Annotated in this window: 20 protein-coding genes and 1 pseudogene; 7 read left to right on the top strand and 14 right to left on the bottom strand. The window is 63.8% G+C overall.

The features are described 5' to 3' along the window. Positions 1 to 46: 46 nt before the first annotated feature. From AC1DYJ_RS27780 to AC1DYJ_RS27745, 8 genes are all read right to left on the bottom strand, one after another. Positions 47 to 343 carry a nickel-binding protein gene (locus AC1DYJ_RS27780; protein ID WP_352562000.1) on the bottom strand — a complete coding sequence of 99 codons (297 nt, stop codon included), beginning with the start codon at positions 341 to 343 and terminating at the stop codon, positions 47 to 49. A gap of 178 nt (positions 344 to 521) precedes the next feature. Further along, complete coding sequence (locus AC1DYJ_RS27775; RefSeq protein WP_477282971.1) at positions 522 to 2,321, bottom strand: winged helix-turn-helix domain-containing protein; 1,800 nt, start codon at positions 2,319 to 2,321, stop codon at positions 522 to 524. 166 nt (positions 2,322 to 2,487) lie between these two features. Then, entirely contained in the window at positions 2,488 to 3,891 is a 1,404-nt protein-coding gene (locus AC1DYJ_RS27770) for an MATE family efflux transporter (protein WP_477282969.1), read from the bottom strand. Between the two features lie 188 nt (positions 3,892 to 4,079). After that, positions 4,080 to 4,841, bottom strand: a complete 762-nt coding sequence (locus AC1DYJ_RS27765; RefSeq protein WP_477283323.1) for an SDR family NAD(P)-dependent oxidoreductase — start codon at positions 4,839 to 4,841, stop codon at positions 4,080 to 4,082. Positions 4,842 to 4,852: 11 nt separating this feature from the next. Next, positions 4,853 to 5,665, bottom strand: a complete 813-nt coding sequence (locus AC1DYJ_RS27760; protein WP_477282967.1) for an ABC transporter permease — start codon at positions 5,663 to 5,665, stop codon at positions 4,853 to 4,855. Next, on the bottom strand, positions 5,665 to 6,528 hold the full coding sequence (locus AC1DYJ_RS27755) for an ABC transporter permease (protein WP_477282965.1): 864 nt from the start codon (positions 6,526 to 6,528) through the stop codon (positions 5,665 to 5,667). Before AC1DYJ_RS27755 ends, AC1DYJ_RS27760 begins: the two co-directional genes overlap by 1 nt. A 62-nt stretch (positions 6,529 to 6,590) precedes the next feature. Beyond that, positions 6,591 to 7,754, bottom strand: coding sequence for an ABC transporter substrate-binding protein (locus AC1DYJ_RS27750; protein ID WP_477282963.1), 1,164 nt, complete (start codon positions 7,752 to 7,754; stop codon positions 6,591 to 6,593). Continuing rightward, complete coding sequence (locus AC1DYJ_RS27745) at positions 7,735 to 8,871, bottom strand: ABC transporter ATP-binding protein (protein ID WP_477282961.1); 1,137 nt, start codon at positions 8,869 to 8,871, stop codon at positions 7,735 to 7,737. The genes AC1DYJ_RS27750 and AC1DYJ_RS27745 overlap by 20 nt, the downstream gene beginning before the upstream one ends. A gap of 119 nt (positions 8,872 to 8,990) precedes the next feature. Between AC1DYJ_RS27745 and AC1DYJ_RS27740 the strand changes: the two genes are divergently transcribed. From AC1DYJ_RS27740 to AC1DYJ_RS27710, 7 genes and pseudogenes are all read left to right on the top strand, one after another. Further along, on the top strand, positions 8,991 to 9,794 hold the full coding sequence (locus tag AC1DYJ_RS27740) for a helix-turn-helix transcriptional regulator (protein ID WP_477283321.1): 804 nt from the start codon (positions 8,991 to 8,993) through the stop codon (positions 9,792 to 9,794). A 96-nt stretch (positions 9,795 to 9,890) separates the two neighbouring features. Then, positions 9,891 to 10,808: an AraC family transcriptional regulator gene (locus AC1DYJ_RS27735; RefSeq protein ID WP_477282959.1), complete on the top strand. Its 918-nt coding sequence runs from the start codon at positions 9,891 to 9,893 to the stop codon at positions 10,806 to 10,808. A gap of 228 nt (positions 10,809 to 11,036) precedes the next feature. Next, positions 11,037 to 12,309, top strand: a pseudogene (locus AC1DYJ_RS27730) (ABC transporter substrate-binding protein). Positions 12,310 to 12,413: 104 nt separating this feature from the next. Further along, on the top strand, positions 12,414 to 13,280 hold the full coding sequence (locus tag AC1DYJ_RS27725; protein WP_477282957.1) for a carbohydrate ABC transporter permease: 867 nt from the start codon (positions 12,414 to 12,416) through the stop codon (positions 13,278 to 13,280). After that, a complete protein-coding gene (locus AC1DYJ_RS27720) occupies positions 13,277 to 14,089 on the top strand; it encodes a carbohydrate ABC transporter permease (RefSeq protein ID WP_477232075.1) in 813 nt (270 codons plus the stop codon). Before AC1DYJ_RS27725 ends, AC1DYJ_RS27720 begins: the two co-directional genes overlap by 4 nt. Before the next feature lie 15 nt (positions 14,090 to 14,104). Further along, positions 14,105 to 15,151, top strand: a complete 1,047-nt coding sequence (locus tag AC1DYJ_RS27715) for an NAD(P)-dependent alcohol dehydrogenase (protein WP_477282955.1) — start codon at positions 14,105 to 14,107, stop codon at positions 15,149 to 15,151. Between the two features lie 2 nt (positions 15,152 to 15,153). Then, complete coding sequence (locus tag AC1DYJ_RS27710) at positions 15,154 to 16,254, top strand: ABC transporter ATP-binding protein (protein ID WP_477282953.1); 1,101 nt, start codon at positions 15,154 to 15,156, stop codon at positions 16,252 to 16,254. On the opposite strand, the gene AC1DYJ_RS27705 is transcribed toward AC1DYJ_RS27710, so the two are convergent. The 6 genes from AC1DYJ_RS27705 to AC1DYJ_RS27680 all read right to left on the bottom strand — a co-directional run bounded on the left by AC1DYJ_RS27705 (position 16,247) and on the right by AC1DYJ_RS27680 (position 22,828). Further along, positions 16,247 to 17,833 carry an FGGY-family carbohydrate kinase gene (locus AC1DYJ_RS27705; protein WP_477282951.1) on the bottom strand — a complete coding sequence of 529 codons (1,587 nt, stop codon included), beginning with the start codon at positions 17,831 to 17,833 and terminating at the stop codon, positions 16,247 to 16,249. The genes AC1DYJ_RS27710 and AC1DYJ_RS27705 overlap by 8 nt on opposite strands. Continuing rightward, a complete protein-coding gene (locus tag AC1DYJ_RS27700) occupies positions 17,830 to 18,513 on the bottom strand; it encodes an HAD family hydrolase (RefSeq protein ID WP_477282949.1) in 684 nt (227 codons plus the stop codon). Before AC1DYJ_RS27700 ends, AC1DYJ_RS27705 begins: the two co-directional genes overlap by 4 nt. An 11-nt stretch (positions 18,514 to 18,524) precedes the next feature. Then, positions 18,525 to 20,003, bottom strand: a complete 1,479-nt coding sequence (locus tag AC1DYJ_RS27695) for a mannitol dehydrogenase family protein (protein ID WP_477282947.1) — start codon at positions 20,001 to 20,003, stop codon at positions 18,525 to 18,527. A gap of 175 nt (positions 20,004 to 20,178) precedes the next feature. Next, the gene (locus AC1DYJ_RS27690; RefSeq protein ID WP_477282945.1) at positions 20,179 to 20,949 is read right to left on the bottom strand and encodes an L-iditol 2-dehydrogenase; all 771 of its coding nucleotides are present in this window, start codon (positions 20,947 to 20,949) and stop codon (positions 20,179 to 20,181) included. After that, complete coding sequence (locus tag AC1DYJ_RS27685) at positions 20,946 to 21,950, bottom strand: ABC transporter ATP-binding protein (RefSeq protein ID WP_477282944.1); 1,005 nt, start codon at positions 21,948 to 21,950, stop codon at positions 20,946 to 20,948. Before AC1DYJ_RS27685 ends, AC1DYJ_RS27690 begins: the two co-directional genes overlap by 4 nt. A 53-nt stretch (positions 21,951 to 22,003) precedes the next feature. Beyond that, positions 22,004 to 22,828, bottom strand: coding sequence for a carbohydrate ABC transporter permease (locus AC1DYJ_RS27680; protein ID WP_477282942.1), 825 nt, complete (start codon positions 22,826 to 22,828; stop codon positions 22,004 to 22,006). Positions 22,829 to 22,837 lie beyond the last annotated feature (9 nt).

Genomic DNA, 22,837 nt, shown 5'->3' with positions numbered 1-22,837 from the left:
ATGACGCTGCCTCGCTTTGCTCACGCGAGGCAGCGACTGGATGTCGTCAGGCCGCTGCCGTCATCGGATCGTTGCGAATGATGACGGTGTCGGCGACGGGATAGAATTCCTCGCCGGGCATGCCGACGCGCTTGGCGTGATCCCGGATGGCCTCACCGTCCTTGGCCTCGTAGATGCAGAAGGTGCCGATGCGCCCGTCGGGTTCGTGCACGACATAGCTGCGGATCCAGCTGACCGTGCCCGCCATCTGTTCCTTGGCGACCTTTGCCGATTTCGCGCCGGCGGCTTCGAGTTCCTGCAGAGATGCCCACGCGCTGGGGCGGCGGATAACAAACAGGTTCATGATCTTTCCCTTTCGATTTGGCGCCAGGCTTTCGCCGGCGCGGCTGATTGCCAGGCATGTCTGCCTGGCTGGGGAAAAATTACCGTCGAGGGGGACTGATCGTCCTTACCGGGACCTGATCTCTGGCTGATCTTTTCGCCGCCAACTGCCGACAAGCTTGATCAGGAGGCAGGCAGGATCAGAGGGTGAGTTCTTGCATCGTACCATCGACAAGCGGCTGGCTCTCGCGCGAAAAGCCATGGCGAAGCGTTGCGGCTTCCTCTTCCAGGCGCCGCGATCCCAGGCGGCGGGCCGATCTCTCTGCCGCGGTGATTTCCACTTTCGCTCCGCTGACGTCGCCCGACCGCAACAAGGCACCGGCGAGCTGCAGCCGAATCCTTGCCGCGTGATACTCGACGCCTGCGCTGGTCCAGAGCTGCCGGGCCAACAGCAGCAGCCGATTGGCGTTCGGGTCGCCCGGCTCGCAAAGTGCTGCCTTGGTTTCGGCTATCAATGCCTGCGTTGCCGGTTGCCGCCAGCGTTCAGGCTGTGCATCGATTTCGTTGAGATAGATCGACGCCTGGGCTGAGCGCCCGCCGCGCGCTGCAATGCAGGCTGCGTTCACCAGCAGGTTTCCCCGCCGCTGCAGATGGAACCACGACATCCCCTGCAGAGCCCGGTCGAGCGCGGCAAGCGCCCCGTCCAGATCGCCTGTTTCGAACAGGAGCACTGCATTGCCCGGCTCCGCGTCCCAGCCCAGTGCATAAGCCTGGTCGTAGTCGGCGCGCGCCGATGTGAGGTCGCCGATCATGGCAAAAATATCGCCGCGAACACGGAAGCCTTCGCCGAGCGACCAGGATTCCTCCGCGGAGAGTTTGGGAAGCGCGTCGTTTATGCAGGTCAGGGCTTCAGGCAATATCTGCTGCGCCGCGACCACTTCGGCGCGATGAAGGTCGCACGCGCCCGAGGTCTGCGCAAAACTGGCGGTGCACCAGCTTTCAAAACCTTCGCTCCACTGGCGGGCACGGGGCCAATCGGCGTATGTCCTGCAGCTCCACAGAATGTTGCAGTAAACCAGACTACCGGTGATCGGATCGACTTGGCTCGACAGGGCGATCGCCGCCGCATGGTTTTGCTGCTCGCTGCCCTCCTCGATCTTGCCGAGGGCGAGGTTGAAAAACCCCTTGTATGTCAAAGTCAGAGCGCGCAGGCCGGGATCGTCGCAATTTTCAGCTATCGCGTAAGCGGCTGACGCCAGTTGCAGCGCTTCTTCGGGACGTCCGCCCGAGGATGCCAGGCGCGACCGCATCCACAGCAAATATGCTTGCGTAGTATCGTCCGGCGACTGGGACAGAAGCGACGCAGCACGTTCCAGCCATCCCTCTGCAACGGCACCCGATCCGCGTTCGGCCTGGATCTTTGCGAGCGTGACGGCGGATCTCGCGGCGCGGGCGAGGTCGCCGGCCTCGACATGAGCCGTCACTGCGCGGGCGAGCACCGGGATCGCCTCGGTCGGTCGCCCGCCACATTCAACGACAAGCGCCCAGAGATCGACGTCGGCGGGAGAGAGAGCTTCATTATCCGCCAAATGCGCGAAAAGTTTTGCAGCCGCGCTCCAATCGCGCAGGGATGCCAGTCTTCGGGCCTCGGCAAGCATGTCGTCTCCCTGCAACGAGGCAGGCCGGACATACCCGAGCCCCGGTTCATCGATGGCGAAGCGATAGCCGTGGCGAACGTAGCTGTGTATGGCATCCTGCAGGCCGCCGGCTGCAAGCGCCTTTCGGGTGAGGCTGACCACGCGCTGAAGCGATGCTTCCGTCACGATGACATCGGGCCAAAGAACGTCCATCAGTTCGTCCTTGGGGACCACCCGGCCGGCGTTGCGCACCAGGTACACCAGCAAATCGAAGACAAGCGGCTGGATCTTCTGCCCAACGCCACTTAGCGACAGCTTGCGGGCTGCTTCATCCAGTTCGAACTGTCCAAATGAGTGTTGCATCGCCCCTTTCCGACGCAACAATCTACCTTATCAGTTTTGATTGTGGGAGAGGCTTGGGCCGAAAGGTGGCAAGGCTTGAGTTGGGTCAACAGCCAACCGCAGCTTCAGCGATAACCATCTGCTCTGCATTGGCTGCTTCGGACAACAGGCGGGCCGCCTGGCGCCATCAATGGCTGAAGGCGAGCGGCGGTGCGATGCGGTCTCGCCGCAGCCAGCGGGCGAGCAGCAGCGCCGCCACCACCGCCAGACCAGACGCAAGGCCGATCCAGATGCCGACGCCGTGCAGGCCGAAATGGAAGGCGAGCAGCACGCCGAGCGGGAGGCCAATGCCCCAATAGCCGATGGCGGCGTAGATCATCGGCACCTTGGTGTCGTGCAGGCCGCGCAGCATGCCGGCGGCAACGGCTTGCGCACCGTCGAAGATCTGGAACAGCGCGGCAAAGGCCAGGAACGACACGGCAAGAGCGATCACCCTGGCATTGACCGGATCGGTGATGTCGATGAAGGCGCTGATCAGCGCATGCGGCCACAGCACCATCACCAGCCCCATCAGCGCCATGAACGAGACGCCGATGACGAAGGCGGTCCAGCCGGCGCGTGAAACGCCGGCCGGATTGCCGGCGCCATGCGCCAGACCGACGCGCACCGTCACCGCCTGGTTGAGGCCGAGCGGCACCATGAAGGAGATCGACGCGATCTGGATAGCGATGGCGTGCGCAGCCAGCGAATCCGCATCGATCAGGCCCATCAGCAATGCAGCCGCATTGAAGATCGTCACCTCAAACGCAAGGATGCCTGCGATCGGTAGGCCGAGCCGCAGCAGGCCCATGAAGCGCGGCCAGTCGGCGCGCCAGAAACGGCCGAACAGGCGGTAGCGGCGGAACTTCTTCTCCAGCATCACCACCGCCGCCAGGCCGCAGAACATCAGTGTGCTCGACAGCGTCGTGGCAAGTCCTGAGCCGGCAATGCCCATCGGGCGGACGCCGAGATTGCCGTACATGAACACCCAGTTGAAGAGGGCGTTGCAGGCAACGGCGACGAAGACGATGACCAGCGCCCAGCCCGGCCGCTCCAGCGCCGAAATGAACGAGCGCAGGACGATATAGCCATAGAAGGGTAGCACCGACCATTCCAGCCAGCGCATGTAGATGCCCGCCCGATGCGCCAGCGCCGGCTCCTGGCCCATGGCCAGCAGGATTGCCTCGCCATGCCACAGCACGATCCAGATCGGGATCGAGATCAGGATCGCCAGCCACAGGCCCTGGCGCACGGTGCGGCGCAGATCGCGCACCGAATAGCGGCGGCGACCGAGCTCGGTGGCGATCATCGGCGAGGTCGCCAGCATCAGGCCGAGGCCGAAGATCAGCGGCATGAAATAGAGGTTGGCGCCGAGCGCGCCACTGGCCAGCGTGTCCGCGCCCAGACGCCCCATCATCATGACGTCGGTGGCGGTCATCGCGGTCTGGCCGAGATTGGTCAGCACCATCGGCCAGGCCAGCGCCAATGTCGCCCTGATTTCCTGACGCCAAAGATTTTCCGGCGCATGAGCGCCGGCTTCGATCGCAGACATTGTCCTGCTCTTTCCGATAGCGGCGCGTCGGCAACGAGGCCGGAAGCCGCACTTCCAAACGGCAAAACCTTCGGTTTCGCGGCGTTTGCGTCGTTCTATTGGACGAAATGCGACATTAAGGCAAGGGAGGACGGGCGGGCAGCGATTGAGCCAGAGGCGCGAAACCCTCCGATCCCACCTGTCGTGGATCAGCCGATGCTCTCGCCGCCGTCGATGACCAGTGCCTGGCCGGTCATGAAGGATGACCGGTCGGAAACGAGGAACAGGATTGCTTCGGCAATCTCCTCGGCGCTCGCCCAGCGCCCCATCGGGATCTTGGTGCGGACATAGGTTTCGATCGCCTCGCGTCCGCCCATCTGGGCGATGAACGGTTCGTTGAAGGGCGTGTCGACCCAGCCCGGGCAGAGCGCGTTGATGCGCACATTGTGCCGGGCATAGTCCAGCGACATCTGCCTGGTCATCGCCACCACCGCATGTTTGGACGTGGCATAGGCGATCATCTCGCGGTCGTAGAACACGCCGGAGTTCGACGCCGTGTTGAGGATGACGCCGCCGCCTTGCGCGATCATCGACGGCATGACGGTCCGCGCCGCCAGGAACTGCGCCCGCACATTGACCCGCCACGAGGCATCCATGCCGTCGACCTCGACCTCGGTCAGCGTGCCGCCGACCTGGATGCCGGCATGGTTGTGCAAAATGTCGATCCGACCGTGCTTATCGAGCGTGCCGGCAATGAGTTTCTCCACCGCCGTGTCGTCCGCGACATCGGTCGCGGTCGCCTCCGCCTGCCCGCCCACTGCCCGGATGTCTGCCGCCGTCGCCTCGCCGCTGGCCTGATCCCGGTCGGCGATGACCACGACCGCGCCCTCCCTGGCCATGATCATGGCGCCGGCGCGGCCGATGCCGGAACCGGCGCCTGTCACCACGGCGATGCGGTCTTTGAGGATCATGATCTCGGCTTTCAGTTTGCCGGCTTGCGCTGGCGCAGCTGCCATTGGGCAAGCACCACGAGCAGGACCGAGGCGACGAGCACGATCGTCGCAATGGCGTTGATTTCCGGCGTCACCCCGCGCCGGATCGAGGCGAAGACATAGATCGGCAGCGTCGTCTGCGCGCCGGCGACGAAGAAGGCGACGATGAAATCGTCGAAGGAGAAGGTGAAGGCGAGCAGGAAGCCGGCGACCACCGCCGGCATGATCTGCGGCAGGACGATCGAGCGGAAGGTGGTCAGCGGCGTGGCGTAGAGATCGCTCGAGGCCTCGACCAGATTGCGGTCGAGGCTGGCGAGACGCGTGCCGACGATCATCGTCACCAGCGCCATCGAGAACAGGCCATGCGCAGCGATGATCGATCCATAGCCGAGCGACAAACGCGGCGGCTGGTCGTCAGGCCAGATCGAGGCGAGGAACGGGTTGAGCACGCCAAACAGCTGGACGAGCGCCACCAGCGTCGAGATGCCGATGACGACGCCGGGAACGACGATCGCCGCCCCCATCAGCGCATCGAAGACCGCACGGGTTCTGACACCGACCCGTGCCAGGCCGAGCGCGGCCGCCGTGCCGCACACCGCCGCCAGAAGCGCGCTGGTGGTGGCGATGAACAAGCTGTTCTTCAGCGCCTCGACCAGGAACGGGTTCGACAGCGCCGTGCCGTACCATTGTACCGAAAAGCCGGTGAACTCGCTGGCATGGCGGCCGGCGTTGAAGGAGAACAGCACGACCAGCGCGATCGGCAGATAGAGGAAGGCAAAGACGGCGGTGACGAAGGCGCGCATCAGATCAGATCCACCTTGCGGGCGCCCGACACCCGTGTCGAAATGCGGTTGGCGGCAATCAGCACCACCACCGAAACCGCAACCAGCGTGATGGCGATGGCCGATCCGAACGGCCAGTTACGCGACTGCAGGAAGAGGTCGACCAGCGCATTGCCGATGAAGAACACCTTGCCGCCGCCGAGCAGCGTCGGGATGAGGTATTCGCCGAGCAGCAGGATCATGACCAGCGAAAAGCCGGTCATAACGCCCGGCAGAGACAGTTTCAGGGTCACGCCCAGAAAGGTCGAGAGCGGCGTCGCGCCGAGATCGGCGGACGCTTCCAGCAGCCGCCGGTCAAGCCGTTCGAGGCTGACATAGATCGGCAGGATCATCAGCGGCAGATAGCCATAGACGATGCCGAGCAGCACGGCGCCCGGCGTGTTGATCAGCCTGACATCCTCGATGCCGACAAACGCCAGCAGCGCCGGGATACCGCGCCCGCCCAGAATGTACATCCAGGCATAGGTGCGCATGAGCAGGCTGGTCCAGAACGGAATGACGACGAGAGCCAGCAGGATCAGCCGCCAGCGCTGCGGCGCCTTCAGCGCCAGGTAGTAGGCGACGGGGTAAGCGACGAGCAGGCAGGCAAGCGCGCCCACAGGCGCCAGCATCATCGTGTTCCAGAAGGCGGTCGCCCGCGCCGGCAGGTTGGCGTATTGCGCCAGCGTGAACGCGGCCTGGTAGCCACCCTCCGGCGCCCGCTCGCCGACGCTGAACACGGCAATGGCGATGAACGGCAGCACCAGAAACACCACCAGCCACGCCGTCGCCGGCGCCAGCAGCAGCGCCGTCAGAAGATTGTGCCGAAATCTGTTGCCGTGCATGAAAACCGCCCCGAGGCCGGCGGACATGGGCCCGCCGGTTTTCCGTTTGCGTCAGGTCAGCCTCAGGCCGACTTGAAGCGCGCCATCAGCTCGGCACGGCCGGGATCGGTCAGCGTCGCCGCAGCGCCGAATTCCAGCGGCGTCAACAGATCGGCAGCCGGATAGAGGATCGGATTGTCCAGCACTTCCTTGGGCAGCAGCTTGTTGACGCGGGCATCGGTGGACGGCGCGCCATTGGCCAGATGCTCCTTCACCGCGACCTCAGGGTTCATCAGATAGTTGAGCAAGGCATAGCCGGCCGGCTTGTTCGGCGCGTCCTTCGGGATGGCGTAGAAGTCAGTCCAGATCTCGCCACCCTCCTTGCCCAGCACATAGGCGATCTCTGGGATATCGCGATGCAGCTGCGCGCCGTCATTGGTCCAGCACATGGTCATCCAGGCGTCGCCCGCCCGCATGCCCGGCTGATAGTCGGACGAGACCGCGAACAGATGCGGCTTGACCTTCAGCAGCAGTTCCTCGGCCTTGGCAAGTTCGTCCTGCTTCAGCGAGTTGAAGGAATAGCCGTAATATTTCAGGGCGTTGCCGATGGTGGTCAGCTGATAGTCGTGCACCATGGTGCGGCCATCGCCGTCGGTCATGGCGGTGTCCCAGAACTCCTTCCAGCTGGTCATCGGCTTGGTCAGCTTCTTGGTGTTGACGGCAAAACCGGTCGTGCCCCAGTTCTTCGGCACCGCGTAAGTCGTGCCATCGATCGTGCCTTCCGAAGTGAACCGAGGATCTTCCTGCGTGCCATCGAAATTCGGCAGCTTGGCCATATCGAGCGGATCGATGATGCCGAGCTTCTTGTAGGTCGAGATCGTGTAATTGGTCGGCACGAACAGGCTCCAGCCCGAGGCGCCGGCCTGCAGCTTGGCCAGCATTTCCTCATTGGAGCCGAACACGTTGACCTCGACGGCGACGCCGGTGTCCTTCTTGAAATTTTCGAAGGTCTGCGGGTCGTGGTAGTTCGGCCAGGTGGCGATCGACATGCGGTCGCCAAGGTTTTCAGCGGCAAAGGCCTGCGTCGGCATGATGCCGATTTCTCGCGCCATCACCGCGGTCGCGATGCCAAGGCCGGTGAGGCCGAGGAAATCGCGGCGGCCGATCGAGCCGCGCTTCAAACGCATCAATTGGTCGACGAAGTTCTCGGGGCTTATCGGCAGTCCGTCACGATATGATTTCGACATTTTTTGCTACCCTCTGGTTGGTCCCGTTGTTCTTGTTCTCCGGAAACGCCAGCGGCGTCCCGGAGGCAAAGCCGATGGCGACGGGTTCACCCGGCTTGAAGAGATTGCCATGGCCGATCACATGGTCGGCCTTGGCCAGCAGCGTTCCGATGCCCTGGACCTCGATGGCATATTCCGCCGTCGAGCCCAGAAAGATCCGGTTGCGCACGATGCCCTTGAACGGGCTGCCTTCCGCGGCGCCGAGGCTGAGCGATTCAGGACGCAGGCTGACCGACACGCTCTCGCCCTGCTGCAGAGCGGTCCGCTTGCGCGCGGCAATGACGGTGCCGTTGGCGAGCGCCACATTGACCAGATCGCCCGTATGCCCGGCGACCTTGCCACTCAACAGATTGGTCTTGCCGACGAAATCGGCGACGAACAGGTCTGCCGGCTCGTCATAGATTTCACTTGGCTGGCCAAGTTGGACGATGCGGCCGCCATTCATGACACAGACGAAATCGCTCATCGACAGCGCTTCCTCCTGGTCGTGGGTGACCAGCACGAAGGTGATGCCGATTTCACGCTGCAGGTTCTGCAGCTCGATCTGCATGTCGGTGCGCAGCTTCTTGTCGAGTGCCGCCAGCGGTTCGTCGAGCAACAGCACCGCCGGCTTGTTGACCAGTGCGCGCGCCAGCGCGACGCGCTGCTGCTGGCCGCCGGAGAGTTCGTGGATCTTGCGGCCGCCATAGCCGGCGAGCCTCACCATTTCCAGCGCCTCACCGGCGCGCCGGCCGATCTCCTGCGACGCCAGGCGTGGCCGTGCCTGGCGCAGCCCGTAGGACACATTGGCTGCCACATCGAGATGCGGAAACAGCGCGTATTGCTGGAACACCATGTTGACCGGCCGGCGATAGGGCGGCGTGCCGGCCATGTCCTGGCCGCGGATCAGCACCTGGCCTTCGCTCGGCTGTTCGAAGCCGCCGATCATGCGCAGGCATGTGGTCTTGCCGCAGCCGGACGGGCCGAGCAGGGCGACAAAGGCCGAGGGTGGAACGGCGAGATCGATGCCGGTGACCGCGGTCACCGCGCCATAGCGCTTGGTGACGCCGCGAAACTCGATGTCGGGCACTGCGGTCAAAGTGCTGGCTCCAGCAACAGGGCTATTTCTGGACGCTACCAGAGCCAATGGTGGCTAGTATATACCTCCCGGGTGGTATATCTGATCTATTTTCTCGTTTAAGGGGGTATAGGTTGAGTGTGTCCCGCAGCGACGAATACAGCCAGCTCGCTGCCCTTGTCGCGGCGACGCGAGAGACCAGCGGCGACCTGTTCGGCAGGGCGATGGTCGGTTGGCTCAGGCAGCATGTCAGCTTCGACCACTGCGTGATCTTCGGTTATCGCGGCGCGGCGCGGCCGCCGCTGCTGTTCGAAACCTTCTCGCCGGCCGAAAGCCATGTCTTCGTCACGCTCTATCAGGAAGGGCCGTATCTGCTCGACCCGTTCCACCACGCAGCCGTCGAGCGCAAGGAAGGGTTCTGGCGCATGCGCGAGCTGGCGCCGGACCGCTTCTACGCCAGCGAATATTTTCGCTCCTACTACAGCCAGACGAAACTGGCCGAGGAGGTCGGCTTCTTCGTGCCGCTGCCGGGAAAGGACGCGCTGGTGCTGTCGCTGATGCGATTGCGCGCTTCCGGGCCTTTCGGCACCGCAGATGCCCGGCTGCTGCGCGACATGGCGCCCGCGGTCATCAACTTCGCCAGACTGCGCTGGCCTGCGCTTGCGGCCGACGAGCCGGGCGAAGCGGAGCAGGACGAGACGATCGCCGCGGTCAACGAATTCGACCGCGCCCACATCTGGGAAAGCCTGTCGCTGACACCGCGCGAAAAGCATGTCGTCGACCTGGTGCTGCAGGGGCATTCCACCGAGTCGATCGCGAGAGCCATGCGCATCGTGCCGGGAACCGTGAAGGTCCATCGCCGCAACATCCATCGCAAGCTCGGCATCAAATCCCAGGCCGGGCTGTTCGCCCGCTTCATCGAGATCATCGAGAGCCGGCGTTGACGTCGTAAGGGTAGACATCGTTCACTTGCCGGCCACAGGCTGCTAGGAACGGCCTGAGACCGGACCCACATCCGGATTTCGGCCGGAGAGCAGACGATGGCATTCAGGCGCAGAAAGAACACGGCCGCGATCCCGCGAACAGCGCCGTCCTTCGAGCATATCGTCACCGAGGCGAGCGACAGTTTCCTGTGGCGGCTCGACGACTATCCGTGGGAGCGCAATGTCTGGAACTTCCACCCGGAATATGAAATCCACCTGCTGCGAAAATCCTCCGGCGTCGCGCTGGTCGGCGACCATATCGGCGAATTCGGCCCGGGCTATCTCTCCATCGTGGGTGGCGGGCTGCCACATGACTGGGTGACGTCGGTGCAACCCGGTGAGCTGATCGAGGGCCGCGACATCGTGCTGCAATTCGACCCGCAGCGGCTGCGCGGTTCGGCCGGTCTGCTGCCGGAGCTGCGCGAGCTGGAGCCGTTCCTGGAGCGATCGCTTCGCGGCATCGTCTTCCACGGCCAAACAGCGCTTGAGGGTGCTGCGCTGATGGAGCGGATGGGCACGGTGCACGGGCTCGCCCGGCTCTGCCTGTTCCTCGAGCTGGTCGACCTCTTGGCCATGACCGACGAATACGAGCTGTTGTCGTCGCCGGATTTCTCACCTGCCCTCGACGCCACCTCGCTGGACATCATCCAGCGCACGCTGACCTATCTCTTCCAGCATTTCGCCGAGGATCTGAAACTGCCGGAGGTGGCCGAACTGGCTGGCATGAGCGAAAGCACGTTTTCGCGCTTCTTCCAGAAGAACACCGGCAATTCCTTCAGCGACCACATCGCCAAGCTCCGGCTCTGGCAGGCCTGCAAACTGCTCGCTGACACCGATATTCCGATCACCGACATCTGCTTCCAGGTCGGCTATATGAACATCTCCAACTTCAACCGCGCCTTCCTGCGCAAGCACAGGATGACGCCGTCCTCCTACCGCAAGCTGTCGCGGCAGCGGCTGACGATGCGCGCCTGAACCCGGCCTTTCCCGGCCCATCGGTACTCACCTGACGGACACCGTCTCCATGCAGCCGGTTTTGCAGCGCACAATGCATAAAAGTACAGGTCTGCTGCAACGGGGCTTCTAGCGCGACCTTTAGCAACTCCTCATTTTGGCGATGGGTGGCATGTCGCTCGGGCGATGGCGAGGATCGCGCAGCCGAGGACTTCCGCTTCCTGCGACTGTTCCTGGAGGAGAAAATCAATGAAACCAATTCGGCTCGCTGCGAGCTTAAGCGCAGCTTTCATGCTCACCACCACCCTCTCGACCATGGCGCTGGCGGCGCCGGTCTGCTCGGCACCGGTCAAGGTGCTGGCGCAGCCGCGCGACGGCCTGACGCTGCTGGAGGACTCCAAGGCCGAGTTCGAAAAGCTCGCCGGCGCCGGCTTTCAGATCGACTATCTCAACGAGAACGACCGCCGGGCAAAGTCTCGCGCCGATGCCTCCACCGTGGGCAACTACAACGTCTACTATGTCGACGAAGCCAATGTCGCACTGTTCGCCTCGTCGAAATGGATCGTGCCTCTGACCGATTATTATCCGGCTGACTATGACTATGCCGATTTCGATCCGGGCCGGCAGAAGGTCGCCACCTATGACGGCAAGGTCTGGTTCGCGCCGCTGACCGGCGGCGGCGACCTGATGGTCTACCGCAAGGACATTCTGGAGGCCGCCGGCATCCAGCCGCCGAAGACGCTGGACGAGCTGATCGCCGACGTGCCGAAGCTCACCGACCCGGACAAGGGCATGTACGGCATTGCGTTGCGCGGCGCGCGCGGTTCGGGCGCCAATGTCTGGCGCTGGATGCCGTTCTTCAAAGCCTATGGCGGCCAGTGGTTCGATGGCGACAAGCCGGCTTTCAATTCGGAAGCCGCGGTCAAGGCGACCGAGACATACCTGAAGCTGTTCAAGGCTTCGGCACCCGGCACGCAGACCGGCAGCTGGGATGAATCGACCGGCGCCTTAACTGTCGGGCCAGGTTGCCATCCTCGTCGAATCGACGCCGCTGTCGGGTATGGCGGTCGACCCGAAGACGTCGCAAGTGGTCGGCAAGATCGGCTTCCTGCCGCCGCCTTCGCCGCTGACCGGCGGCGGGTACGGCCATGGCCTCGCCATTGCGGCCAAGGCCAACGCCGACGACGCCTCGAAGAAATGCGCCGGCCTGTTCATCGCCTGGGCGACGTCGAAGGAGAATGAGAAGCGCCGGCTCGACGCGCATCAGTTCGGCGAGCTCAACCGCACCAGCGTGCTCTCGAGCAAGGAGTTCGCCGACATTTACGGTGCCGATCTCGGCCAGGCGCTGGCCGAGACCGGCAAGGTGACGGCGGTCAACTTCTGGCAGGACTCGCGCTGGCCGGATCTCGGCGACCGCTGGGGCATCATCCTGGAAGAGCTGGTCACCGGCACGCGCACCGACGTCAAGGGCGGCCTCGACGAGCTCGAAGCCTACGCCAACGAGCTGGTGAAGAAGAAGTAATCCTCCCGCCCGCGGCGTGCGGTCCACGGCATTCAACGCAATGCCGGGACCTGTGCGCCGCGGGTCTCCCGCCACTCCCGAAAGGCAAAGCCCGAGGATAGGCAATGCGCCGACGCTCTTCCCTGCCAGTGACGTTTCTGGTTCCGACGCTCGCCATCCTTCTGGTGCTGTCGATGGTGCCGACGCTCTACGCCATCGTCATCGCGCTGCAGAACCGCGAGCTGAGCTCGTCGGACTATTCCTGGGTCTGGCTGTCGAATTTCGCCGATCTGTTCGCCGACCGGCGTTTCCTCAACGCGGTCTGGGTCTCGGTGAAATGGGAAATCGTCACGGTCGTGGCGACGATGGTGGTGGCGATCGGGCTTGGCGTGCTGATGTTCGAAGCGGCGTCGCCGCGGCTGCGCAATCTCTACTGCCTGCTGTTCATCATCCCGGTGCTGTTGCCGCGCGTGTCGGCGGCCTTCGTGTGGAAGTTCGCCTATCATCCGCTCTATGGCATCGCCACCTACCCCTACCGGCTGATCACCGGCGGGCTGATCTTCGACCCGCTGTCGAAGCCGGCGACGGCCTTGTTTGCGGTGGCCTCGGTCGATGTCTGGCAGTGGGGCCTGTTCTTCGCGGTCATCGTGCTGAAGCTGCTCGAGACCTTGCCGCCGCAGCCGATCGAGGCGGCGCGGCTCGACCATGCCAGCCGCTGGCAGATCCATGCCTATGTGACCTTGCCGATGCTCAAGGCACCGCTGATCAGCCTGATGTTCGTCAAGATGATCGAATCGCTGCGCTCCTTCGACCTGATCTATGTGATGACGCGCGGCGGGCCGGGCGTGGCGACCGAGACGCTCGACATGTACGCCTTCTCGCAAGGCTTCATCGAGTCCGGCAAGGTATCCTACGCCTCAGCCATGGCGGTGCTGATGATGATCGCGACCGTGATCACCTTCACCATGCTGTGGAAGCGGGTGCAGGCATGAGACCCGGTCATCTGATCGCCAAAGCCATCCTGGCATTTGCCGGCTTCATGGCGGTGTTTCCACTGGCCTGGACAGCGCTTAATTCGCTGAAGAACAATGTCGACATCATCACCCGCGTGCCGCGCCTGGTGTTTACGCCGACGTTTGACAACATCAGCTATATCATCGGCCGCGACAGCGTCATGACCGGGCTCTACAATTCGGTCATTGCTTGCGGCTGCGCCGTGCTGATCGGCGTCGTGCTCGGCCTGCCGGCCGCCTATGCAGTGGCGCGCTACCCCAACCGCTGGGCGGGCGATATCCAGTTCTTCGTTTTGTCGCTGCGCTTCCTGCCGCCGGTCGCGGTCGCCATTCCGCTGATGGTGATCTGGCTGCAGATCGGCCTCTACGACACTTTGCCGGCGCTGATCGTGACCTATTCGCTGCTCACCATCTCGGTGATCATGTGGCTCGCCATTCCCGCCTTCCAGGCCGTTCCGAAGGAGATCGAGGAAGCCGCCTTCGTCGACGGCTACGGCGCCTATTCGGTGTTCTGGCGGATCGCGCTGCCGGTTGCGGCGCGCTCGCTGATCGGGGCCGTCGCCTTCAGCTTCGTGCTGGTGTGGAACGAGTTCCTGATCGCGCTGATGCTGTCGAGTTCCAACGCCAAGACCTTGCCGATCGTCGCTTCCGAATTGTCGCAGCAAGGCATGAACGTGCCGTGGGGCATCCTGAATGCCTCGGTCGTGCTGCTGTCGCTGCCGCCACTGCTTTTTCTCGGCGTGCTCAGCGGCTTCCTGAACTCCGTTTTCCGGCAAAAAAAGACTTGATGCGAGGATTTCCCGATGCGGGCACTGGTGCTTGAGAAAAAAGGCGAACTGTCGCTGCGCGAGATCGCGCTGCCGCTCGACGTCGGACCGGACGACGTCAAAATCGCTATCCACACAGTCGGCGTCTGCGGCAGCGACGTGCACTATTACACGCATGGCGCCATCGGCAGCTACGTCGTGCGGGCTCCCATGGTGCTCGGCCACGAGGCGTCAGGCACGATCGTCGAGGTCGGCGCCAATGTCAGGACGATGAAGGTCGGCGACCGCGTCTGCATGGAGCCGGGCGTGCCAAACATGTCGTCGCGGGCAACCAAGCTCGGCATCTACAATGTCGACCCAGACGTCTCCTTCTGGGCAACGCCGCCGGTGCATGGCGTGTTGGCGCCCTTTGCGGTCCACCCGGCCGCCTTCACCTACAGGCTGCCGGACAATGTCTCGTTTGCCGAAGGTGCAATGGTCGAACCCTTCGCCATCGGCATGCAGGCGGCAGCCCGCGCCCGTATCGTTCCGGGTGACGTGGCAGTCGTCGTCGGCTGCGGCCCGATCGGCATCATGATCGCGCTGGCGGCGCTCGCCGGTGGCTGCTCAAAAGTGTTGATTTCCGATTTTTCCGCCCCCAAGCTGGAAATCGCGGCCCGCTATCCGGGCATCGTCCCGGTCAATGTCGGCGAGCTGTCGCTGGTCGATGCGGTTGCCCAGGCGACCGACAATTGGGGGGCCGACATCGTGTTCGAGGCCAGCGGCCACCCGAAGGCTTTCGCCAACCTGTTCGACGTGGTGCGGCCCGGCGGCGCAGTGGTGCTGGTGGGATTGCCGGTCGAGCCGGTGAGCCTCAACGTTCCGGCGGCGATCTCCAAGGAAGTGCGCATCGAGACGGTGTTCCGCTACGCCAACATCTTCGACCGCGCGCTGCAGCTGATCGCCTCGGGCAAGGTCGACCTCAAGCCGCTGATCACCGGCACCTATGCCTTTGCCGACAGCACCGAGGCCTTCGAACGGGCGGCGCAAGGCAATCCGCAAGACGTCAAGCTGCAAATCCTGCTCACCGGCGAGAAGGGCTGATCATGTCCGCAATCGTTTGCTCCCATGTCGACAAGGCATACGGCGCCACCACCGTCATCCGCGATCTCAATCTCTCGATCGAGGAGCATGAGTTCGTCGTTTTCCTCGGGCCTTCCGGCTGCGGTAAGTCGACCTTGCTGAGGATGCTGGCCGGGCTGGAAGATATCAGCGGCGGCGAAGTGTCGATCGGCGGCAAGGTGGTCAACGATCTCGAGCCAGGCGACCGTGGCATCGCCATGGTGTTCCAGAACTATGCGCTCTACCCGCACATGACGATCTTCGACAACATCGCCTTCGGCCTCAAGCGGCAGAAGGTGCCCTCGGCCGAGATCCAGAAACGGGTCGAGGCGGTGGCGAAGACACTGGGCCTCGAGCCCTATCTCGCCCGCAAGCCGACCGCGCTGTCCGGCGGCCAGCAGCAGCGCGTGGCCATTGCGCGCGCCATGATCAAGACGCCAAAGGTGTTCCTGTTCGACGAGCCGCTGTCCAATCTCGACGCCAAGCTGCGCAACCATATGCGGGTCGAGATCGCCCGGCTGCACCAGTCGCTGAAGACCACCACCGTCTACGTTACCCACGACCAGCTCGAAGCAATGACCTTGGCGGACCGCATCGTTTTGCTCAAGGACGGCGTCATCGAGCAGATCGGCTCGCCGGCCGAGATCTACCGCCGGCCGGGCAATCTTTTCGTTGCCGGCTTCATCGGCACGCCGAACATGAATTTCATCGACGTGGCCGTCGGGCGGAAAGACGACCGCTGGATCCTGACCAGCGCCGGCGCGACCTTTTCCATCGAAGGCTCCGGCTTCAATCTGCGCGGCCTGCACCGCGCCGTGCTCGGGATCCGCCCGCCGGACCTGAAGACCGCCGGCGCCGGGGACGGCACCGACCCTCTGCAGGGCACGGCCGACCTCATCGAGTTTCATGGCAATGATGCGCTGGTGACGTTCGCCTGCGGCGGCAAGGAGGTCAGCGCACTGGTCCCGGCCCGCGAATGCCCGGCGCTGCGCGCGCCCGTGCGTTATACATTCGAGGAAGACAGCATCCACCTGTTCGACGCGACAACAGGTGCGTCCCTGCGCAGGCAAAATACGCCTAGCTGATGGCGTCGAGCGCCTGCCGCTGGCGGTGCATTTCGAGAAAGATCTTGTAGTCGCGGTCGAAGCGGTCTGATGCAGCCGGGTTCGAGGCGCGCGTCCTGCCGCCTTGCTGCATGGCGACGCAGGCGGCGTTCAGATCCGGAAACAGGCCGGCGGCGGTGGCGGCAACCATGCCGGTGCCGAGCAGCACGGCTTCGTCGGCCAGTGGCTCGATCACCGCGCAGCCGGTGGCGTCGGCATAGAGCTCCATCAACAGCGGGTTCTTGGTGTGGCCGCCGGTGACGTGCAGCGTGTCGATGAGATAGCCGTTCTCGTTCAGCGCCTCCAGCACATGGCGCACGCCGAGCGCGATGCCGACGGCGGTGCGCCAGTAGAGCTTGCACAGGCTGTCGAAGGAGGAATCCAGCGTCAGCCCGCTGACCACGCCGACGGCGTGCGGGTCGGCAAGCGGCGAACGGTTGCCGTGGAAATCCGGCAGAACATGCAGCCTGGCGGCGAGCTTGTCGCCCTCGGCCATGCGCAGTTCGGCGACACGCCTGGCGATCCTGGCATGCATGGCCGCGTCCGGCTCGCCGCCGGCGCCATGCCAGCGGATGATGTGGTCGAGCAGCGCGCCGGTGGCCGACTGGCCACCTTCGGACAGCCAGAGTTTTGGCAGTGCGGCGCCATAGTAAGGGCCCCAGACGCCGGCAAAGGGCTGTGGGTCGGGCGACATCGCCATGACGCAGCTTGAGGTGCCGGCGATCAAAGCCAGATGCCGGCCGATATTCTGTTGATCGCCGGCAAAGCCGCCAAGCACGCCAAGCGCGCCGGCATAGGCGTCGATGACGCCGGCGCCGACCCGGCATTTTTCACTCAAGCCCAGCTCCGCCGCCGCATCGGCGGTCAGTGCACCGATATCGGCGCCGACGGCACTCGCCTTCTCCGGCAGATTGCCGTGCTCGAACAGATCGCTGAGCCCGACAGTCTCGAAGAAGTCGCGACGCCAGCCGGTTTGTTCATGCGCCAGATAGGTCCATTTGGCCGTCAGCGTGCATTGCGAACGCGCCAGCGAGCCGGTCGCCTTCCAGGTGAGAAAATCGGTGAGGTCGAATAGATAGCCGGCTTCATGCCAGGTTCCGGGCAGATTGCGCTTCAGCCACATCAGCTTCGGCGTCGCCATCTCCGGCGACATGACGCCGCCGATATAGTCGAGCACGGCGTGGCCGCTTGCCGTGCATTCGTCGGCCTCGGCAATGGCGCGGTGGTCGAGCCAGACAATGGTGTCCCAGCGCCGCTCGCCCGTCACCGAAACGCTGAGCTGGCCGCCATCTCTGTTCAGCACCACCAGCGAGCAGGTGGCGTCGAACGACATTCCGACGATATCCTCGGCCGCTACGCCTGCCTTTTCGCGCGCGGCGCGGACCGCGATGCACACGGCCGACCAGATGTCCTGCGAATTGTGCTCGGCGTGATCGGCCTTCGGCTGGTTCATGACGATCGGATGCTCGGCGCGGCCGAGCAAGGTGCCTGACGTGTCGAGAATGCCCGCGCGGGCGCTCCCGGTGCCGACATCGACCGCGCAAACGAAGCTTTTCGTCAAGATGCTTTTACTCTCGCTCCCAGGCCTGCAATCAGATCGGGCAATTGCAGCATGTCCGCGAATATAAAGTCCGGTTCACTCGACGCAAGCCGCGCTTTCAAGGCCGGGTTGCCGGCGTGCGAACCGCCGGTGAAGGCAAAGACGCGCATGCCGGCGGCGCGGGCCGCTGATATGCCGGCCGGGCTGTCCTCGACGACGAGGCAATTGCCAGGATGGGCCCGCATGGAGGCGGCGGCGTGGAGAAAAAGGTCCGGCGCAGGCTTGCCGCGCGCAACCATGGCCGCGCTGAACAGATGCGGCTCGAGCAGGCCGAGCAGGCCGGTGACGTCGAGCGCATAGCGGATGCGGTCGAGCGTGCCCGAGGAGGCGACGCAGCAGGGTGCGCCAAGCCTCGGCAGGATGTCGCTGACACCGGGTATCGGCTTCAGCTCCTCGCGGAATCTGCGCATCAGTTCGACGCGCATGTCGGTCAGATGGCGGTCAGTAATGTCGATGTGAAAATCACGGCCGAGGATTTCGCGCACGCTCTTCATGCTCTTGCCGAGGAAGTGCTCGTAGGCGGCGTCCTCGCTGACCGAGCCGCCGGCAGCCGCGATCATGCCGAGCAAAGCGGAGACCGACAGCGCCTCGCTGTCGACCAGCACGCCGTCACAGTCGAAGATGACCAGTTCGGGCGTCATTGCGGCTCGCGTCAGAGCTTGCCGGCGATGTAGCGCGTCAGCGTCGCGCGCGCACCGTTTGCCCACAGAACGTTGAGCGCATGGGCAAAGGCCTCGGCGAACGGTGCTGCGCGGCCGACATCGCCGTAGATGTCCTCCATCGCAAGCCAGGCGCCGGGCTTGTCCTTCGCCGCCTTGGCGGTTGCCTGCAGCCGATCCCAGCTCGGATCGTTGGCCTCGATGACGGCGCCGCTGTCGGTGGTGCCGAAGCAGTAGCGGCACCACAGCGCCGATTCCAGCGCAAGACCCGCAACGCCTTTGCCGGCTTTCAACCGGTCGGCAATGGTCGGGATGATGAATTTCGGCTGCCGGTTGGAACCGTCGAGGCAAAGCCGGCGGATGGTGTCGCCGATCTTCGGGTTGGAGAAGCGGTGTTCGATGAGCTGGTAGTATTCCTCCAGCACGGTGTTGGGCACCGGCGGCACGGTCGGGATGATCTCGTCATGTTCGAGCTTGGCCAGGAAACCGCGCACCAGCGGCTCCTGCATCGCCTCGTGGACGAAATGGATGTCCATCAATCCCGCGGGATAGGCGATGGTGGCATGGCCGCCATTGAGGATGCGGATCTTCATCAGCTCATAGGGGGCGACGTCCTTGACGAACTGCACGCCGACCTTTTCCAGCGGCGGACGGCCATCGGTGAAATGATCCTCCAGCACCCATTGCTTGAACGGCTCGCAGAACACCGGCCAGTTGTCCTCGAGGCCGAACTCCGAGGCCAGGATGCCGCGCTCGCGATCGGAGGTGGCCGGCGTGATGCGGTCGACCATACCATTCGGGAAGGCGACGTTATCGCCGACCCAATTCGCCAGGTCCTCGTCGATCAGGCGGGCGAGGCCGATGACGCCGTCCGAAGTGACATGGCCGTTGTGTGGGATGTTGTCGCAGGACATGACGGTGAACGGCACGATGCCGTCGGCGCGGCGGCGCATCAGCCCGGCGAGGATGAGGCCGAACACCGTCTTCGGCGTCGTGCCCGGCTGCGCATCGGCGACGATGTCTGGATGGGTCGGGTTGAACTTGCCCGACGCCGGATCGATGAAATAGCCGCCTTCGGTGATGGTCAGCGAGACGATCTTGATCGCCGGGTCGGCAAGCTGGTCCATGATGGCGTCGGCATCGCCGGGCGTCAGGAAGTCGATCATGACGCCGGTGACGCGGGCGCTCATATGGTCGGAATCCTGCTCGACCACGGTGGTCAGCCAGTCCTGCTCCTGCAGCTTGGAACGGCCGATTTTCTCGCCCTCGAAGACACCGGCGCCGATCAACGCCCAATCATGGCCGATGCCCGAATTGAACAGATCGTCGAGATAGACTGCCTGGTGCGAGCGATGGAAATTGCCGACGCCGAAATGGACGATACCGGGTTTGAGCCGGGCGCGGTCATATCTGGGACCGGCAACCTTGGCGGGGAGCTTGGCGAGAATGGAGGAAGAGAGTTTCACGGTCATCTGCTTTACCCTTTTGCCGGTGCTTACCCGTCTGCCGGCCTGACAATTCCGCCCTCAACCCGCTGAGGAGAGTGCGTGGGCGGCACGCGCCTTTGGCATTCATGCCGCCCCGCCCCGCGGCGCCTTCTCCCCGGAGGAAGAGGAGAAGAGCGCCTCCCCCCTCAACGCATCCGCGTCAACTCATCCATTGGCCGCCATCGACATTGTAGGTCTGGGCGACGATGTACTCGGCGTCATCACTGGCCAGGAATACGGCCATGCCGGTCAGGTCCTCCGGCTTGCCCATGCGGCCGTAAGGTACGCCCTCACCGACCAGCCGCTTCTTCTCGCCCTTCGGCCGGTTCTCGTATTTGGCGAACAGCGCATCGACTTCATCCCACATATCGCTGTCGACGACGCCCGGCGCGATGCCATTGACGTTGATGCGGTGCTTGATCAGGTCGAGCCCTGCCGACTGGGTGAGCGAGATGACGGCCGCCTTGGTGGCGCAATAGACGGCGACCAGCGGCTCGCCGCGCCGTCCAGCCTGGCTGGCGATGTTGATGATCCTGCCGCCCTTGCCCCTTGCGATCATCGAACGGGCGGCGGCCTGCAGCATGAACAGCGTGCCGGCGACATTGACGGAGAACAGTCTGTCATAGCTCGCCTTCGATATTTCGACGATCGGCGCCAGATCGAACAAAGCGGCGTTGTTGATCAGGATGTCCAAACCGCCGCTCTTTTTCTCGACCGCACCCACCGCGGATTCGATCGAGGCGAGATTGGTGACGTCGAGCTTCACGGCATAGGCGCCGCCGCCAATCTGCGAAGCCGTCTTTTCCGCGGCCTCCAGATTGATATCGGCAATGGCGACGGTCGCACCTTCACGCACATAGGCTTCGGCAAAGGCTCTGCCTATTCCGCGCGCGGAGCCGGTGATCAGCGCCGATTTGCCTTTCAGCCTCACTGCGTCAGCGCCTTTCCGTCGGGGCCGAAGCGATGCATGCGGACCTTGTCGGGCGTGAGGTAAATGGTGTCGCCGTGACGGACGGGCATTTCGCCGTCGGCGCGCACGGTCAGCGTGCCGACGCCATCGGCCTGGACGTGCAGGAAGGTGTCGGATCCCAAATGTTCGGCAACACCGACTGTAGCTTTCCAGTCGCCTGCCGTGGTCGAGATGTTCATGTGCTCGGGACGGACGCCGATGGTCTTGGCGTTGTATTTCGCGGCCGGCGCGCCTTCGATCAGATTCATCTTCGGCGAACCGATGAAACCGGCCACGAACAGGTTCTTCGGCGACTTGTAGAGCTCCATCGGCGAGCCGACCTGTTCGATGTTGCCGGCGTTGAGCACGACGATCTTGTCGGCCATGGTCATGGCTTCGATCTGGTCGTGGGTGACGTAGATCATCGTCGTCTTGAGCTGATGGTGCAGCTCGCTGATTTCCAGCCGCATGGTGCCGCGCAGTGCGGCATCGAGGTTGGACAGCGGTTCGTCGAACAGGAAGGCCGAGGGCTGGCGCACGATGGCGCGGCCGATGGCGACGCGTTGGCGCTGACCGCCGGAGAGCTGGCCGGGGCGGCGTTCGAGATAGTTGGTGAGGTTGAGCACCCGCGCTGCATCCTTCACCTTCTTGTCGATCGTCGCCACATCCTCGCCCGCCATCTTCAAGGGGAAGCCGATATTCTTGGCCACCGTCATATGCGGGTAGAGCGCATAGGACTGGAACACCATGGCCAGCTTGCGCTTGGCCGGCGCCTCGCCGGTGACGTCACGGCCATCGATGTTGATGGTGCCGCCGCTGGTGTCCTCGAGACCGGCGATGAGGCGCAACAGCGTGGACTTGCCGCAACCCGACGGGCCGACGAAGACGACGAACTCGCCATTCTCGATGACCAGGTCGAGACCCGGAATGATGACCGTCGATCCGAAATGCTTGGAGACGTTCTTGAGCGTGATGTTTCCCATGGTTTCCTCCCCCGAAGGGTTATTTCTCGTGGATTGCTTCAGGCAAAGGTCCGTTACTTCACGGCACCGAATGTCAGGCCGCGCACCAGCTGCTTCTGGCTGAACCAGCCCATGATCAGGATGGGGGCGATCGCCAGCGTCGAGGCCGCCGAAAGCTTGGCCCAGAACAGGCCTTGCGGGCTGGAGAACGAACTGATGAAGGCCGTCAGCGGCGCCGCCTCGGTGGTGGTCAGGCGGATGGTCCAGAACGCTTCGTTCCACGCCAGGATGATGTTCAAGAGCATGGTCGAAGCGATGCCCGGCACCGCCATGGGGGTCAGCACATAGATGATCTCGCCCCACAGGGTGGCGCCGTCCATGCGCGCGGCTTCCAGGATTTCGCCAGGGATTTCGCGGAAGTAGGTGTAGAGCATCCAGATCACGATCGGCAGGTTGATCAGCATCAGCATGACCATCAGGCCGATGCGGCTGTCGAGCAGGCCGGTGTCGCGGAAGATCAGGTAGATCGGAAACAGCACCGCAACCGCCGGCATCATCTTGGTGGACAGCATCCACATCAAAATATCCTTGGTCCGCTTGCTCGGCGAGAACGCCATCGACCAGGCCGCCGGTACGGCGACCAGCAGCGCGAGGATGGTCGAGCCGACCGAGAGCAGCACCGAGTTGAAGAAGAACTTGAAGTAGCCGCTCTGCGCCTGGACCTCGGTATAGCTCTCGAACGTCCCCGACGGGATCAGCGCGAAGCCCTGGATGGCCTCCTGCTCCGACTTGAACGAGGTGATGATCGTATAGAGGATCGGGAAGAAGATCAGCAGCGCAACGATCCAGGCGGCGCCTGTCGCAATGACCTTGTGTTGGGTGGTGACTGCACGTGCCATCGTATCCTC

It is taken from the genome of Mesorhizobium sp. P2_B11 (genome assembly GCF_056404855.1).
Note: the sequence above shows the minus strand (reverse complement) of the source record. Positions and strands in the feature narration are given on the sequence as shown.